This is a genomic window from Streptomyces sp. NBC_01707 (assembly GCF_041438805.1).
Classification (GTDB): Bacteria; Actinomycetota; Actinomycetes; order Streptomycetales; family Streptomycetaceae; genus Streptomyces.
Window position 1 is genome coordinate 7,160,855 of sequence record NZ_CP109190.1, and the last position, 15,136, is coordinate 7,175,990.

Here is a 15,136-nt window from a genome sequence, read left to right on the forward strand (position 1 = left end):
CGGTCGATTCTCACAGGTCCCGGCGCGCTCACAGGCTCAGCTCCGGATGCAGCCGGTCCAGCGTCCACACCTGCTTGCGGCGCGCGGCGACCGCGGTCAGGGCCAGCGCCCCCGCGGTGAACGCCAGGAGCACCGCACAGCCTTGCCAGACCGGACCGAGCCCGCCGCCCGTGATCAGCCGGCGCAGCCCCTCGACGATGTAGCTCATCGGCAGATACGGGTGGATCGCACCGAAGAAGCCGGGGCTGGTCTGGACGGGATACGTACCTCCGGCCGAGGTCAGCTGCAGCATCAGCACGGCAAGTACGAGAATCCGTCCCGCCGCGCCGAACCGTGCGTTCAGCCATTGCACGATCGCGCCGAAGCAGCAGGTCACAAGCGCGAGGAAGCCGATCGTTCCGGCGGCGTGGGCCATTTGCAGTCCCAGCCCCCAGTGCAGCACGGACATCAGAGCGGCGACCTGCAGCAGACCGATCGCGGCCACCGGCAGCCAGCCCGCGAGGGCGATCCGCCAGGCGGAGGCCCCGGCGGCGAGCGCCCGCCGGTTGAGCGGCTGGATCAGCATGTACGCCACCATCGCGCCCACCCAGAGGGAGAGCGGGATGAAGTAGGGGGCGAACCCGGTGCCGTAGTTGGGGGCCTTGTGCAACGACTGGGAGGCGAGCTTCACCGGGTCGGCCATCACATCGGTGCGCCGGTCGCGGTCCTGCTTGTCGTAGTCGGGGATCTTGCCGACCCCGTCGTTCAGCCCCTGGGCGAGCGAGGCCGAACCGTCGCCGAGCCGGATCAGCCCGCCGTCCAGACTGGTGGCCCCCTTCTTGAGTTCGCCGACGCCGGTGTTCAGGTCGACGGATCCGGTCCTCGCGGTGGCCAGGCCGGTGTGCAGCTCGTCCGCGCCCTTGGCGACCTTGTGGGCACCGGTGTTGAGCGCGTTGACCTTCGCGACGGCGGACTTCAGGTCCTCGTCCAGGTGCGGGGAGCGTTCGGCGAGGGCGTCGGCCTGCTTCTGCAGGGTCGCCAGCTGTCCGCGCAGCTTCTTCAGATCCCCGTTCTGGTCCTTGACCAGTACGTTCACATCGTCGGCGACCTTCGCGACATCGGCCGCGGCAGTCGTGGCCCGCTTCAGCGGCGGACAGACGGTGGGGTCGGGGAGCAACTGCTCGGTGCAGCGGGTGCGATAGACGTCGGCCAGATCGTCGGAGGCCTCGTGGGCGGCGGTCGCGGCGGTCGGTGCCGTCTTCACCAGAAGGTCGAGGTTGTCCCGTACGGCCTGCGAGGAATCGGCGACCAGCCGGGCGGTGTCGCCGATCGTCCTGCCGTTGTCCTTCAGGAACGGGCGGACGTCGGCCGCCACCCCGTTGACCTTGTCGGCGAGCAGCTGGGTGCCGTCGGCGACCTGTCGGGACCCGGTCTCGAGGTCACCGGCGCCCTTGTTCAGCTTGGCTATTCCGCTCTCCAGCCGACCGCTGCCGGACTTGGCGTCCTTGAGCCCGTCCGCGAGATCCTTCGAGCCCTTCTTCGCCTTGCCGATCCCGCCCTTGAGGTCGTCGGCGCCCTGGGCGGCCTTCGCCGTCGCGTCGTGGAGGTCGGAGAAGGAGATGAAGATCCGGTCGAGGAAGCCGCGCGAGGCATGGACCGAGGCGGCGGTGCGGACCTCGGAGAACACCGTCCGGGAGATCTGCCCGACGATGTAGTTGTTGGCGTCGTTCGTCCGCACCTGGAGCGCACCGGTCTCGGGGGAGTCACCCGAACTGGACGCGATCCGCTCGCTGAAGTCCGTCGGCACGGTCAGCGAGAGGTAGTACGTGCCGTCCTCGACGCCCCGGTCGGCCTGGGCGGAGCTGACCTCGTGCCAATCGAAGATCTTGGAGTCGAGCAGCTCGCCGGTGATCTCGTCCCCGGCCTCGATGCGCTTTCCGGCGGCGGTGGCACCCTTGTCGTTGTCGACCAGGGCGACAGGGATCTTGTCGAGGCGGCTGTACGGGTCCCAGAAGGACCACAGGTACAGGGCGCCGTAGAGCAGGGGCAGGAGCAGGAGCGCGACGAGTGCGGCGCGGGGCAGCCTGCCCCTGCCGAAACGCTTCAGCTCAAGCGCGGCCAGTTTCGGCGAACGCATCGGCCGTCCCCTCATCGATGGTCTTCTCGTCGGTGGTCTTCTCGGCCGTCGCCTCGGGGGCCTCTGCGGGCTCGGACGCGTCCGTGGCGTCCGCCGCCGTGATGTCCGCGGTACCCGTGCTGTCCGTGCGGACGGTGATGGCGTTCCCGGGCGCCTGGCTGCACACGGCGAGCACGGTCGTGCCGCCGTCGGCGACGGAACGCAGCAGCTGCCAGGCCTCGGCGCGCTCGGCGTCGGAGAGCTTGAGATCGGTGTCGTCCACGGCGAGCAGCGGCGGCCGGCCGATCAGCGCGAGGGCGACGGACAGCCGCAGCGCCTCCAGCCGCTCCAGATCGCGTACGGAGGTCCGCTCGGCCTTGGGCAGGGTCGCCAAGTCGAGTCCTGCGGCCTCCAGTGCGGCTTCGATCCGGTTGCGGGCCGTGGCGGCGCGCTCGGCGCGGGGGCGGAGCAGGGCGCGCAGCGAGCCGTCGTACCGGCGCTGCAGCAGGGCGCGCTCGCGCAGGTGCTCGGCGACCGTGAAGGCCGGGTCGAGTTCGCTGACGCCCGGCACCGGGCCGAGCGCGCTGATCCTGCGTACGGCGGCCATCTGGCGCGGCAGGCGCAAGCCGCCCACCTCGGCCCGGCCCTCGGACGGGCGCATCCGGCCCGTCAGGGCCAGCAGCAGGCAGGTGCGGCCGGAGCCGGACGGACCCTCGATCGCGACCAGGGCGCCGGGCGGGGCGTCGAGCCGTACGCCCCGGAAGGCCCAGCCGCGCGGTCCCTTGAGCCCGAAGTCCTCGGCGGTGACAGCTGCCCCGTGCGGGCTGTCCACAGACCCTCCTCTTTTGAACTGACTGGTCAGTACAAAAAGATAGCTCGAACTTGCGCGCGACACAAAAGGCCAGGTCAGGGGGCGATCGAGGTCGATTGTCAGTGGTGGGCCCCACGATGGATGCATACGGCCACGGAGCCGTCACACGACGACAGGAGGTTCGTCATGGCCAACTCGTCCGCAGCTGCCGCCTCTCGGCGCCGCGCAGGCGGCCCTGCCCCCTCACCGACCGGCCCCGCCCCGTCTTCGAGCGGACCGGCGAACGACGTCCACCCGGTGCTGCGCCGGGCCACCGCGCCGCCCGCCGCCCTCGATCTGCTGGCCCAGGCCCGCGATGGCCTCGAAGAGGCCGCCGTGCTCGCCGTGCCGAACGAGCGCTATGCCACCGCTCACCTCGCCGCGCTGCGCACCGCCGCCGCCGTGCTCGCCGCCCGCGGCCGGCCCGAAACGACCAGGCGACGCAGGGAGAGGATCCGCAGCGCCTGGGAAGTCCTCCCGGAGATCGCCCCCGAGCTCACCGAATGGAGCGCCCTGTTCGCTTCAGGGGCCCGCCGCAGGGCCCGGGCGGAAGCGGGCATACCGGGGGCGGCCAGCAGTCGCGACGCCGACGACCTGCTGCGTGACGCGGCCATGTTCCTGCGCCTGGTGGAGCGGCTCCTGGTGCTCCAACCGACGCTCCCTCAGGCCCGGCAGGGGCGGCCCGACGCGGGATGACGGCTGCGGTGGCCCGAGGCAATAGGGTGGACAGCGCCTGTATCACCTGCACCGTTCACGCTCCGCCGTCAGTGGCGGCACCGTGCCGAGGAGTCAACTGCCGTGTCGGATCAGCTGCGCCCCCGCGCCTCCCTCCGTACCGCCGTGGTCTGGGAGGTCCTGAAGGACGCTCTCGACCGTCAGGTCAAGGCGACCGGCAGGGACGCCCTGGACGTCCTGGACACCGGCGGCGGCACCGGAAACTTCGCGGTGCCGGTCGCCCGCCTCGGCCACCGGGTCACCGTCGTCGACCCCAGCCCCAACGCGCTCTTCGCGCTGGAGCGCCGCGCCGCCGAGGCCGGGGTCGCCGATCGCGTCCGAGGCGTCCAGGGCGACATCCTCGGCCTGTTCGAGGTGGTCGAGCGCGGCGGCTACGACGCGGTGCTGTGCCACGGCGTCCTGGAGTACGTCGACGACCCCGCCGAGGGCGTACGCAACGCCGTCGACGCGCTCCGCCCGTCCGGTGAGCTCAGCCTGCTCGCCGCCGGCCTCGGCGGCGCCGTCCTTGCCCGGGCGCTCGCGGGTCACTTCACCGAGGCCCGGCAGGCGCTCAGCGACCCGGCGGGCCGCTGGGGGGCGGGCGACCCGGTGCCCCGGCGGTACACCGCGGAACAGCTCACCGAGCTGGTCTCCGCGGCCGACGTCGAGGTCGGCGCGGTCCACGGCGTACGGGTCTTCGCCGACCTCGTACCGGGTGTTCTGGTGGACACCGAGCCCGGCGCGATGGAGGCACTGCTGAAGCTGGAGACCGCGGTTGCGGAACTCCCGGCGTTCCGCTCGGTCGCGACCCAGCTGCACGTTCTGGGCACGAAGCGCGCCTGAGTCACGGCCGGGGCCCGGCCGCGAGCGGTGCGGGCCGGGCCGAAGTGCGGCGGCAGCGCGGCTGATCAGCGACGCAGCTGCAGATGGAGTACGCCACAGGCCCCCCGATCGGGGCGCAGTCACCGTATGATCGGGGGACACCATCCGGCATGACGGATCGGATGTTGGGGAATCTACGCCTCAGCAGCTGAGCCGTTGTGGCGGCCCGGACTGGCTGATTGGCGAACAGGGCGGGTTTCACGGGGGCGAATCCCTGCCTATCCTGGAAGGGCCGCATACCGGCCGCCCCCCGCGGCCGACGACGAGGAGGACTCCGTGCCGCTCTCGGAGCACGAGCAGCGAATGCTCGAGCAGATGGAGCGAGCGCTGTACGCCGAAGATCCCAAGTTCGCGACAGCGCTCGAGGGAAGCGGGCTGCGTACGTACACCCGGCGACGGGTTTACCAGGCGGTCGCAGGCTTCCTTGTGGGTATCGCGCTCCTCATGGCCGGAATGGTCGCCCAGCAGATCTGGATCAGCGTGGTGGGGTTCCTCGTCATGCTGGGCTGCGCGGTCCTTGCGGTCACCGGTTGGCGCAAGGCTCCCAAGCCCGGCGAGCAGCAGGCGTCCGGGGGCAAGGGCGAGCGCCGACACCCCAAGCAACGCCGAACCGTGATGAACCGGATCGAGCAGCGGTGGCAGCGCCGCCGTGACGAGCAGGGTCAGTAAGCGCTTCTGAACGTGTGCTGGTGAGGGGCGGCCGCATCATCGCGGCCGCCCCTCACCCATGTCCGTGTACCGCCTGCCGCCCCTGGCGGTACCGTCCTTCGATTTCCCCCTGCCCAAGGGCAGGCGAAGGCACTCCCCCGGGCAGTGGTCCCTGCCGCTCACGGCGTTCTCCAACCCCGGGGCGGGCCGAGAACCGAGCCCGTACGTCCGGTGAGGAGGAAGAGGCGCGGCCGGTGACCGCGCCCCCTGCTCAGCCCCGCTGGCGGGACGGCCACCGCGGCAACCCGCGCCACCGCGCCGCCCACCGGTCGATGAGCGCGGACCAGCTTTCGGACGCCGCCCATATCACCCGAACGGCCGAACGTGGTGCCACCACCGCGCGGATCCGGGCGAAGCGGTCGGCCGAGGCCCGTACCCCGTCCCGCACCGTCTCCACGTCCTCGGCGAGCCCGGTGGCCGCCCGGGGCTGCGGGGCGTAGAGCACCTGCTCCACGGCGCCTGCCACCCGGTGCACGGCTGCGGCCTCGTCGGGGTCCAGCCGCCCCAGCCGTACGACCCGCGCTGCCGCCTTGCGCGGGGTCAGCGAGTCGTCGGGGCCGATGCCGTGGTCCCACGCCGTGTCGGTGATCTCCCGCCAGGCCGCCAGCGTTCTGGCTGTCGCGTCCGCCGGCGTACGCCCCGCGGACCAGTTCAGCCTGCGCGTACGTACCCGAACCCGCCAGAACAACGGCAACAGCAGCAGTGCGAGCACCAGCAGGGCCGCCAGAACCACCCGGACGACGGTGCCCACCGGCGTGCCCGGGTCCTGCGGAGCCGCTGCTCCCGGCGCCGTCGACGAGCCGCACTCGCCCTGCCTGCGAAGCTGCGGCGGGCAGCTGTCCGACGCGGACGGCGCGGCCGACGGCGCGGCCGAAGCACTCGCCTGCGGACGGCTCGGGTTGGCCGAGCCGCCCGCGGGGGCGTCCGGCAGGGTGTACTCGGGCGCGCTGCCCCGCGTCGGGGTCGGCTCGAAGCGGGTCCAGCCGATGCCCTCGAAGTACAGCTCCGGCCAGGCGTGCGCATCGCGCAGCCCCACCGACATCGAACCGTCCGACTGCCCGGTGCCGGGCGTGAAGCCCACCGCGACCCGGGCCGGAATGCCCAGCGTCCGCGCCATCGCGGCCATCGTGAACGAGAAATGGACGCAGAAACCCCGCTTGGCCTTCAGGAACCGGCCGATCGCGGCCGAGCCGGTGCCGGAGGTCACCGAGGTGTCGTAGGTGAAGCGGCCGTCCAGGGCGAAGAAATTCTGCAGCTTCACCGCTCGCTCGTAGTTGTCGGTGGCACCCTTCGTCACCTGCTCCGCCGTCTCCTTGACGACCTTCGGCAGCGAGCCGGGTACCTGGGTGTACTCCCGCCGCATCGATGCCGACGCCGGGCCCGCCGCGGCGAGCTGATCCGCGGTCGGCTGCACCACCAGGCTGGAGACCGTGTACTGCGCCCCACGGGTCGTCTGGCCGCGATCCCCGACGAGGGTGCGTCCCGTCCGCTCGTAACGCCAGTTCCCGCCGATCTTGATCTCGGTCGCGGGGTAGGGGAGCGGCAGGTAGGTCTGCTGGTACGAACGGGACGCGGAGATGTTCGACCTGATCTCTGTGACGGCGACGTCCGCGGCCAGGCCGTCCGGGTCGGGGAGCCGCTTCGGCACGTCCTGCAGGCTTCGCCGCGAGGGCCGCCACTCGCTCCCGGTGAACTGGTCCAGCGCCAGGATCCGCAGGTAGAAGTCCTGCGGGCTGCCGGAATTGGTGCGGTACGACATCACCTGCCGGTTCTCGGGCTGGTTCAGATCGTTCTGCAGCGAGACCAGCGGGTTCACCGCGGAGATCGTGCCGCCGCCTCCGCCCTTGCCGGAGCCGCTCCCCGAACCGGTCAGCCAACCACCGCTGAGCGCGGACGTCGGTACGACCAGGGCCATACCCAGCGCCAGCGCACCGATCCGCCGCCCGGTGCGGACCGGTGCGAGCGGCCGCCCGCTCGACATTTCGAGACCGGCCGCCAGACCGCTCGGTGACCGGCCCGTGCCGCCGAAGACCCGCCCCCACTGGGAGATCCGGTCCCGGCCCTCGGCCAGCAGCAGGATCAGATAGCCGGAGGCCGCCAGCAGGAACCACAGCCGCCCCGCACCACCGGACAGTCCCGCGGCGACCGAGTAGAGCGCGAGGAGGGGCAGGCCGGCCGGAGCCGCGCTGCGGAACGTCACCGCGAGGGTGTCCACGGCAAGACCGATCAGCAGCACACCGCCGACCAGCATCAGCCGGATGCCGTCCGTCGCGGGCGCCGGGATGGCGTACCTCCCGACGTCGTCCGCACCTGCGATGAGCAGGTCGGCGAGCCGCTGGACGGCCTCGGGACCGGGGAGGAAACCGACCAGGGCCTGCCCCCGGGCGAACACCACGGTCAGCATCACCAGAGTGAGCAGGAACTGCACCGTGATGATCAGCAGCCGGGGCAACGGCACCCGGCGGGCGAGTGCGCCCACTCCGCTCTGGATCGCCAGCAGGAACGCGGCCTGCACGATCCAGGAGGCCGGGTCGACCAAGGGCAGCATCGAACCCGCTGCCAACAGCGTCGCCGCAAAGGCGCACAGCGCCAGCCGACCACGACCGCTCATGCCCGTCCCCTCATGACCATCCCCCGGTGAAACCTGTCGTACCGCCCATGGAGCCGCCCGACAGGGCGGACTGCGTCACGGCGCTCTGCTGCCCCGCCAGCTGCCACAACTGGGCGAGATCGGCCCCGGGCTGCACCAGGACCGCTGTCCAGCCCGATTCGCGCAGCAGCCGCAGCCGCTCCTCCGCCCCCGCAGGAGCGGCGCCGTGCGACTCTCCCTGCACCCAGGTGTCGCTGTCCAGCACGAACGCGACGGCGCCGCCGCTGCGCTGCCGCATCCGGGCCGCCACCGCCGCCTGCTCCTCGTCCAGATCGCCGAAGAAGGCGACCAGCAGCCCTTGGTTGCCGCCGCGCAGCACGTCGTACGCGCGCGAAAGGCCGCCCCCGTCGGAGTGGTCGACGACCGCGAGCGTGTCCATCATCAGTCCCGCCGAGTCGGCGGACTCGTGGGTCGAACCGGCGAATCCGCCCTCACCCTCGCCCGGCACCGAACTGCCGTCGTCGGTCAGCAGCCGCACCGCGAAGCCCCGCTCCAGCATGTGCACCAGCGCGGATGCGGCTCCCGACACCGCCCATTCGAAGGCCGAGTCGGGCCCGGTCCCCTGGTAGGCGATCCGCCGGGTGTCCAGCAGCACCGTGCATCTGGCCCGCTGGGGCTGCTCCTCGCGGCGCACCATCAGCTCGCCGTAGCGCGCGGTGGAGCGCCAGTGGACCCGACGCAGATCGTCGCCATGCCGGTAGCCCCGTGGAATCACGTCGTCCTCACCGGCCAAGGCCAGCGCGCGCTGCCGTCCCTCGCCGTACCCGGCGGCCTCGCCCGCTAGCCGGACCGGCGGCAGCGGCTGGGTCCGCGGGATGACGACCAGGGTGTCGTACGCGCTGAACGAGCGGGTCAGCTCGCACATCCCGAACGGATCGCTCAGCTGCAGCTGCAGCGGTCCGAGCGGATACCGCCCGCGCAGATCCGACCGCACCCGGTACGACACCTCGCGTCGGCCGCCCGCTTCCACCCGGTCCAGGACGAACCGGGGCCGCGGCCCGAGCACATAGGGCACCCGGTCCTGCAGCATGAGCAGCCCGGTGGGCAGCCGCGACACGTTCTCCATCCGCAGGTGCACCCGCGCCTCGGTGCCCGCGGGCACCCGGGACGGGGAGAGCCGCCGGGTGCCCGCGACCCGGTAGCGGGTGCGGAACAGCACCGCCACGCAGACCAGAGGCAGCGTGGCGAGCAGCAGCCCGACCCGCAGCAGGTCGCCCTGGCCCAGCACGTAGGCGCAGACCGCGGCCGCGATCCCGGCCGCGAGGAAGGACCGCCCGCGTGTGGTGAGCCCGCCCAGCGCGGCCCGCAGACCGCCCTTGTCGTCGCCGTCGTTCATCGCGGCCGGCCCCCCTGCTGCCATCACACCCGCCGCATGCCGGGCGGCTGCTGCCGGCCGTACACGGGGCCGGGCTGGTGCTGCGGAGGCGCCGGGACGGTCGCACCGCCACCGGCGGTCGGCACCGGCGTCTGCTGCAGGATCTCCAGCACGACCTGCTCCGCGGTACGACGGTTCAACTGGGCCTGGGCGGTGGGCAGCAGACGGTGCGCGAGCACCGCGACCGCCAGCGCCTGCACGTCGTCGGGCAGGCAGTAGTCCCGCCCGCTCAGCGCCGCCGAGGCCTTCGCCGCGCGGAGCAGGTGCAGCGTGGCGCGCGGCGAGGCTCCGAGCCTGAGATCCGGGTGGTTCCGGGTGGCCCCGACCAGCTCCACCGCGTACCGCCGTACGGATTCGGCGACATGGACGGTCCGCACCGCCTCGATCAGCTTCACGATGTCGTGGGCGTGTGCCACCGGCTGCAGATCGTCGAGCGGGGAGACCCCGCCGTGCACGTCGAGCATCTGCAGCTCGGCCTCCGCGCTGGGATAGCCGATCGACACCCGGGCCATGAACCGGTCGCGCTGGGCCTCGGGCAGCGGATACGTGCCCTCCATCTCCACCGGGTTCTGCGTGGCCACCACCATGAACGGGTCCGGCAGTTCGTAACTGTGCCCGTCGATGGTGACCTGGCGCTCCTCCATCGACTCCAGCAACGCGGACTGGGTCTTGGGCGAGGCGCGGTTGATCTCGTCGCCGATCACGATCTGGGCGAAGATCGCACCCGGCTTGAATTCGAAGTCGCGCCGCTGCTGGTCGAAGATGGACACACCGGTGATGTCGGAAGGCAGCAGGTCCGGTGTGAACTGGATGCGCCGCACGGAGCAGTCGATCGACCGCGCGAGCGCCTTGGCCAGCATGGTCTTGCCCACCCCGGGGACGTCCTCGATGAGGAGATGCCCCTCTGCGAGCAGCACGGTCAGCGAAAGCCGAACGACCTCAGGCTTGCCCTCGATCACAGCCTCCACCGACCTGCGCACCCGCTCCGCTGTGGTCGTCAGATCTGTGAGGCTCGCTCGATCGTCATAGGTCGTCACCCGGCCCTCCTCGGCCCTGCCCCACGCTCTCAAGGAGCAGGGGATACCCCATTCACGGGCCGATGCGCTGGTAGTTGGCCCGGCCACCCCGATAAACGGACCCCCGCCGGAACGGTCCGGTGGGATGTCACACCCGCATTCTTGTTGCCGTTACCGCTTCGTGTCACTCGCCTGTGGATAAGTGGGTGCGAAATGTCAGGGTCGGGGGCATTTTAGGTGCCCGGAAAAAATTCCGCGAGCGTCAGATGACGGGGTGGATCTCGCGCAGCAAGCCGCTGGTCACGTCGAAGACGAAGCCGCGGACGTCATCGGTGTGCAGAAGGAACGGCGAGGTGCGGACGCGCTGCATCGACTGCCGTACGTCCTGATCCGCGTCCTTGTACGCCTCCACCGCCCAGACCGGCCGCTGGCCGACCTCCGCCTCCAGCTCCTGACGGAACTCCTCGGTGATCGACTCGAGGCCGCAGTTGGTGTGGTGGATGAGTATGACGCTGCGGGTGCCGAGCGCCCGCTGGCTGATGGTCAGGGAGCGGATCACGTCGTCGGTGACGACGCCGCCCGCGTTGCGGATGGTGTGGCAGTCGCCGAGCGCCAGACCGAGCGCGTCGTGGAGGTCGAGCCGGGCGTCCATGCAGGCGACCACGGCGACCTTCAGCACCGGCCGCGCGTCCATACCGGGATCGTCGAACTCGGCCGCGTAACGGATGTTCGCCTCGACCAGGTGGTCGATGACCGTCCCGCCGGTGCGGGCCTGGCCGGCAGCGGGTGCGGGATGCTCAGCGGAGGACTGCGCGGAAGTCGACATGGATATGACGTTAGCCGCCGCGGATCACCCTGGCGTGCCGTGAGAAGGGACAAAGAACGTCAACGAGGCTTGTTGTGAGGTAACCCACAAGCCCTAGGCCGGCTCACTCGACCGAGTGAACAGCGGGCGGGGCGACGCGCTGCCGGGCTGATTGATCGGGAATCGATCGAATGGCAGGGTGGACTAAGGTGACGGGAAGTTACCGACACCTTGCACATTCCGAAGATTTCCCTCGTGTGCGCGGCGTACGTACGGCCCGGCCCTCTCCCGCTCGCCGGTCGGCCGACGCCACTTCCCCGGCGCCGGCGGACCACCCCCTTCCGAGCGGGCGGGGACCAGGCCGTACGTGCAGCCACACGGGACCTGAGCCTGAGAGGGCGCATGAGCCAGACCCGACACGTCCCGGTGATGCTCCAGCGATGCCTGGACCTGTTGGCCCCGGCTCTGGAGGTGACGAGTCCGCAACAGCCCGTGGTCGTCGACTGCACCCTCGGTCTCGGAGGCCACAGCGAGGCCCTCCTCGCCGCCTTCCCGTCCGCCCGGCTGATCGCGCTGGACCGGGACAAGGAGGCGCTGCGGCTCTCCGGCCAGCGGCTCGCCCCGTACGGTGACCGGGCCACGCTGGTGCACGCGGTCTACGACGAGCTGCCCGAGGTGCTCGCCCGGCTCGGCGTCCCCAAGGTCCAGGGCATCCTGTTCGACCTCGGCGTCTCCTCCATGCAGCTGGACGAGGCCGACCGCGGATTCGCGTACGCCCAGGACGCCCCGCTCGACATGCGGATGGACCAGACGACCGGCATCAGCGCGGCCGAGGTCCTCAACACGTACCCGCCGGGCGAGCTCGTCCGGATCCTGCGTGCGTACGGCGAGGAGAAGCAGGCCAAGCGGATCGTCTCCGCGATCGTGCGCGAGCGCGAGAAGGAACCGTTCAGCAACAGCGCCCGGCTGGTCGAGCTGATCCGTGACTCACTGCCGCAGGCGGCCAAGCGAACCGGCGGCAATCCCGCCAAACGGACCTTCCAGGCGCTGCGCATCGAGGTGAACGGCGAGCTCTCCGTCCTGGAGCGGGCGATCCCGGCCGCCGTGGAGGCCCTCGCCGTGGGCGGCCGGATCGCCGTTCTCTCGTACCACTCGCTGGAGGACCGGCTGGTCAAGCAGGTCTTCGCGGCAGGCGCGGCCAACACGGCGCCGCCCGGACTGCCCGTCGTCCCCGAGCGCTACCAGCCGAGGCTGAAGCTCCTGACCCGCGGTGCGGAGCTGCCCACGGAGGAGGAGGTCGCCGAGAACCGGCGCGCCGCGCCCGCCCGGCTGCGCGGCGCCCAGCGGATTCGCGAGGAGGAGCGATGAACTCAGCCGGCCCGGCCGGGACGGCACCGGGAAAGGCCGAGGTGACGCGATGAGCGGGCCGGTCGGACAGCTCAGAGGGCGGGCCGCGCGGCTCGCCCGGCTGATGCCCGCCAGGTCCAGCAGTGCGGCCCGTACACCCTTCGTCCTGCTGGTCGTGCTGCTCCTCGGCGGCGGCCTGATCACCCTGTTGCTGCTGAACTCCGCGCTCAACGAGGGGTCGTTCAGGCTGAGCGAACTGAAGAAGCGGACCACCGACCTCACCGACGAGGAGCAGGCTCTCCAGCGCGACGTCGACGGCCGCTCCGAGCCGGACGCACTGGAGCGGCGCGCCCGCGAGCTCGGCATGGTGCCCGGCGGCAGTCCCGCCTTCCTCAACCCGGACGGCACGGTCCGTGGCGTCCCCTCCGAGGCCGTCGCCCAGCGGACCCGGGCGCCCGCGCCGCCTGCCGGCGCCTCGCCGTCGAAATCCGTAGCGCCGCCGTCCACCCCGCCGTCCGCCGCCGCCACGTCCCCGGCCCTGGCCGCCGCGAAGCCGAGCACCTCGGCAGCTCCGCCCACGCAATCGCCCGCCCCGGCACCGCCTGCCACGAAGCCCAGCACTTCGGCAGCTCCGCCCGCGCAACCGCCCACCCCGGCACACCAGTCCTCGACCAGTCCCGGCAGGTGACGCAGTGCCCTCGAAGGAACCGCCGCGCCGCCGGGTCCCCGGCCCCGCGCGCCCCCGCAGCGCCGCAGCCGGCTCGGGCCGCCCCCGGCCCGCCGCGCGCCGCCCGTCGGCGCAGGTACCGCGTCGCCGCGCCCCGCGGGGGCCGTCGGCGCGCCCGCTGCGCCTCGGCAGCCCGCGCCCCCGGCTCCGCCTGGTCAGCCTGGGGCTGACGCTCGTCATGCTGGCGTTCGTCGTCCGGCTCCTCCAGGTCCAGGCCGTCGACGCCAGCGCGTACGCGGCCAAGGCCGAGCAGAACCGCTACCTCGAGTACACGATCTCCGCCGAGCGCGGCGAGATCACCGACCGCAGCGGCATCGCTCTCGCCATCAGCGTCGACGCCTACGACATCACTGCCGACCCCAAGATGTTCACGCCCGAGGACAGCAAGGCCCCGGACGCACCGCAGCAGGCCGCGGCCCTCCTCGCCCCCATCCTCGGTGTCGACGCCGAGGAGCTGACGAAGAAGCTGTCGAAGCCGAAGAGCCGGTACGCCGTGCTGGCGCGCCGCCAGACCCCACAGGTGTGGAAGCAGATCAAGGACCTCAAGTCCGTCTTCGCCGAGAAGGCGCAGAAGGACAGGGCGAACGGCGGCCCCGGAGCCAATGTGCTGGCCGGCGTCTTCCAGGAGTCGACCACCAAACGGGTTTACCCCAACGGTGGGCTGGCCGCCGGGATACTGGGCTACGTCAACGCCGAGGGCAAGGGCGCGGGCGGTCTCGAATCGCAGCTGGACAAGGAGCTCGCGGGTGAGGACGGCAAGATCAAGTACGCCCAGTCCGGTGGCCGCCGGGTGCCCACCGCGGGCACCAAGGAGGTCCCGGCCGTCGCCGGTTCCGACATCGAGCTGACCATCGACAGGGACATCCAGTGGGCTGCCCAGAAGGCCATCTCGGACCAGGTGAAGAAGTCCAAGGCGGACCGCGGCTATGTGATCGTGCAGAACACCCGGACCGGCCAGGTCCTCGCCATGGCCAACGCCCCGGGCTTCGACCCCAACGACCTCTCGCAGGCCGACGCGGCGTCGCTGGGAAACGCGGCCGTGCAGGACGTGTACGAACCCGGCTCCACCAGCAAGGTCATGTCCATGGCCGCCGTCCTGGAGGAAGGGGCGGCCACCCCCGGTACCCATGTCACCGTCCCCAACCGGCTCCACCGCGGCGACCGGCTCTTCAAGGACGACATCGACCACGCCACCTGGTACCTGACGCTCAACGGCGTACTCGCCAAGTCCAGCAACATCGGCACCATCCTGGCCACCGGGCAGCTCGGCAAGACGCAGGCAGAGGCCAACAAGGTCCTCTACTCGTACCTGCGCAAATTCGGCATCGGCAGCCCGACCGGACTGGACTACCCGGGTGAGACGCCCGGCATCCTCGCCAAACCGCAGGACTGGTCGACCTCGCAGCAGTACACGATCCCGTTCGGCCAGGGACTCTCGCTCAACGCCATGCAGGCCGCCTCGGTCTACTCGACGATCGCCAACGGCGGTGTCCGGATCCAGCCCACCCTGGTCCGCGGTACCAAGGGCGCCGACGGCCGCTTCACCCCGGCGACCGCCCCCGAACAGACCCGGGTGATCAGCGAGAAGACGGCGAAATCGCTCGCGGGCATGCTGGAGTCGGTGGTCGGGGACGAGGAAGGCACCGGTACGAAGGCCCGTATCCCCGGCTACCGGGTCGCGGGCAAGACCGGCACGGCCAACCGGGTCGATCCGGTTCGCGGCGGATACCACGGCTACACCGCGTCCTTCGCGGGCTTCGCGCCCGCCGACGACCCGCAGATCACTGTCTACTGCGCGATCCAGAACCCGACGAAGGGCAGCTACTTCGGCGGCCAGATCTGCGGTCCCATCTACAAACAGGTCATGGAGTTCGCGCTGAAGACGCTCCAGACCGCACCGTCCGGCAGCGGGTCCGCCCATCTGCCGGTGTCCTTCCAGCCCGGCGAGTGAACTCGGGGTAACCAGC

The 15,136-nt window shown here is 71.4% G+C and carries 12 protein-coding genes; 6 read left to right on the forward strand and 6 right to left on the reverse strand.

The window, feature by feature from the left end; all coding sequences use genetic code 11:
• Positions 1 to 28: 28 nt before the first annotated feature.
• Together OG963_RS32095 and OG963_RS32100 are read right to left on the reverse strand one after the other, a co-directional pair.
• On the reverse strand, positions 29 to 2,116 hold the full coding sequence (locus OG963_RS32095; protein ID WP_093929624.1) for a YhgE/Pip family protein: 2,088 nt from the start codon (positions 2,114 to 2,116) through the stop codon (positions 29 to 31).
• A complete protein-coding gene (locus tag OG963_RS32100; RefSeq protein WP_093929625.1) occupies positions 2,088 to 2,927 on the reverse strand; it encodes an ATP-binding cassette domain-containing protein in 840 nt (279 codons plus the stop codon). Before OG963_RS32100 ends, OG963_RS32095 begins: the two co-directional genes overlap by 29 nt.
• A gap of 165 nt (positions 2,928 to 3,092) precedes the next feature.
• On the opposite strand from OG963_RS32100, the gene OG963_RS32105 reads away from it, so the two are divergent.
• From OG963_RS32105 to OG963_RS32115, 3 genes are all read left to right on the forward strand, one after another.
• On the forward strand, positions 3,093 to 3,641 hold the full coding sequence (locus tag OG963_RS32105) for an SAV_6107 family HEPN domain-containing protein (RefSeq protein WP_030919295.1): 549 nt from the start codon (positions 3,093 to 3,095) through the stop codon (positions 3,639 to 3,641).
• 102 nt (positions 3,642 to 3,743) lie between these two features.
• Complete coding sequence (locus OG963_RS32110) at positions 3,744 to 4,502, forward strand: methyltransferase (protein ID WP_030919297.1); 759 nt, start codon at positions 3,744 to 3,746, stop codon at positions 4,500 to 4,502.
• Between the two features lie 315 nt (positions 4,503 to 4,817).
• Positions 4,818 to 5,210 carry a DUF3040 domain-containing protein gene (locus OG963_RS32115; RefSeq protein ID WP_030919300.1) on the forward strand — a complete coding sequence of 131 codons (393 nt, stop codon included), beginning with the start codon at positions 4,818 to 4,820 and terminating at the stop codon, positions 5,208 to 5,210.
• Between the two features lie 250 nt (positions 5,211 to 5,460).
• Here the strand turns inward: OG963_RS32115 and OG963_RS32120 are convergent, their stop codons facing one another.
• From OG963_RS32120 to OG963_RS32135, 4 genes are all read right to left on the reverse strand, one after another.
• Positions 5,461 to 7,860, reverse strand: a complete 2,400-nt coding sequence (locus tag OG963_RS32120; protein WP_371799727.1) for a DUF3488 and DUF4129 domain-containing transglutaminase family protein — start codon at positions 7,858 to 7,860, stop codon at positions 5,461 to 5,463.
• Positions 7,861 to 7,870: 10 nt separating this feature from the next.
• The gene (locus OG963_RS32125; RefSeq protein ID WP_093771609.1) at positions 7,871 to 9,259 is read right to left on the reverse strand and encodes a DUF58 domain-containing protein; all 1,389 of its coding nucleotides are present in this window, start codon (positions 9,257 to 9,259) and stop codon (positions 7,871 to 7,873) included.
• Positions 9,259 to 10,311 (reverse strand): MoxR family ATPase, encoded by a 1,053-nt coding sequence (locus OG963_RS32130; RefSeq protein ID WP_030919309.1) that lies wholly within the window; start codon positions 10,309 to 10,311, stop codon positions 9,259 to 9,261. Before OG963_RS32130 ends, OG963_RS32125 begins: the two co-directional genes overlap by 1 nt.
• 241 nt (positions 10,312 to 10,552) lie before the next feature.
• Complete coding sequence (locus OG963_RS32135) at positions 10,553 to 11,116, reverse strand: carbonic anhydrase (protein WP_030919311.1); 564 nt, start codon at positions 11,114 to 11,116, stop codon at positions 10,553 to 10,555.
• Between the two features lie 381 nt (positions 11,117 to 11,497).
• On the opposite strand from OG963_RS32135, the gene rsmH reads away from it, so the two are divergent.
• Genes rsmH through OG963_RS32150 form a run of 3 tightly spaced genes read left to right on the forward strand, consistent with a single transcriptional unit; the run spans position 11,498 to position 15,120 of the window.
• Entirely contained in the window at positions 11,498 to 12,463 is a 966-nt protein-coding gene (gene rsmH / locus OG963_RS32140) for a 16S rRNA (cytosine(1402)-N(4))-methyltransferase RsmH (RefSeq protein ID WP_030919313.1), read from the forward strand.
• Between the two features lie 49 nt (positions 12,464 to 12,512).
• Positions 12,513 to 13,130: a septum formation initiator family protein gene (locus OG963_RS32145; protein ID WP_093771613.1), complete on the forward strand. Its 618-nt coding sequence runs from the start codon at positions 12,513 to 12,515 to the stop codon at positions 13,128 to 13,130.
• A gap of 4 nt (positions 13,131 to 13,134) precedes the next feature.
• On the forward strand, positions 13,135 to 15,120 hold the full coding sequence (locus tag OG963_RS32150) for a penicillin-binding protein 2 (protein ID WP_093771615.1): 1,986 nt from the start codon (positions 13,135 to 13,137) through the stop codon (positions 15,118 to 15,120).
• Positions 15,121 to 15,136: the final 16 nt, after the last annotated feature.

Excerpts from the sequence above, each read along its gene's own strand:
- OG963_RS32095 (WP_093929624.1), bottom strand. The coding sequence starts at position 2,116 with ATGCGTTCGCCGAAACTGGCCGCGCTTGAGCTGAAGCGTTTCGGCAGG.
- OG963_RS32105 (WP_030919295.1), top strand. The coding sequence starts at position 3,093 with ATGGCCAACTCGTCCGCAGCTGCCGCCTCTCGGCGCCGCGCAGGCGGC.
- OG963_RS32120 (WP_371799727.1), bottom strand. The coding sequence starts at position 7,860 with ATGAGCGGTCGTGGTCGGCTGGCGCTGTGCGCCTTTGCGGCGACGCTG.
- OG963_RS32125 (WP_093771609.1), bottom strand. The coding sequence starts at position 9,259 with ATGGCAGCAGGGGGGCCGGCCGCGATGAACGACGGCGACGACAAGGGC.
- OG963_RS32135 (WP_030919311.1), bottom strand. The coding sequence starts at position 11,116 with ATGTCGACTTCCGCGCAGTCCTCCGCTGAGCATCCCGCACCCGCTGCC.
- rsmH (WP_030919313.1), top strand. The coding sequence starts at position 11,498 with ATGAGCCAGACCCGACACGTCCCGGTGATGCTCCAGCGATGCCTGGAC.
- OG963_RS32145 (WP_093771613.1), top strand. The coding sequence starts at position 12,513 with ATGAGCGGGCCGGTCGGACAGCTCAGAGGGCGGGCCGCGCGGCTCGCC.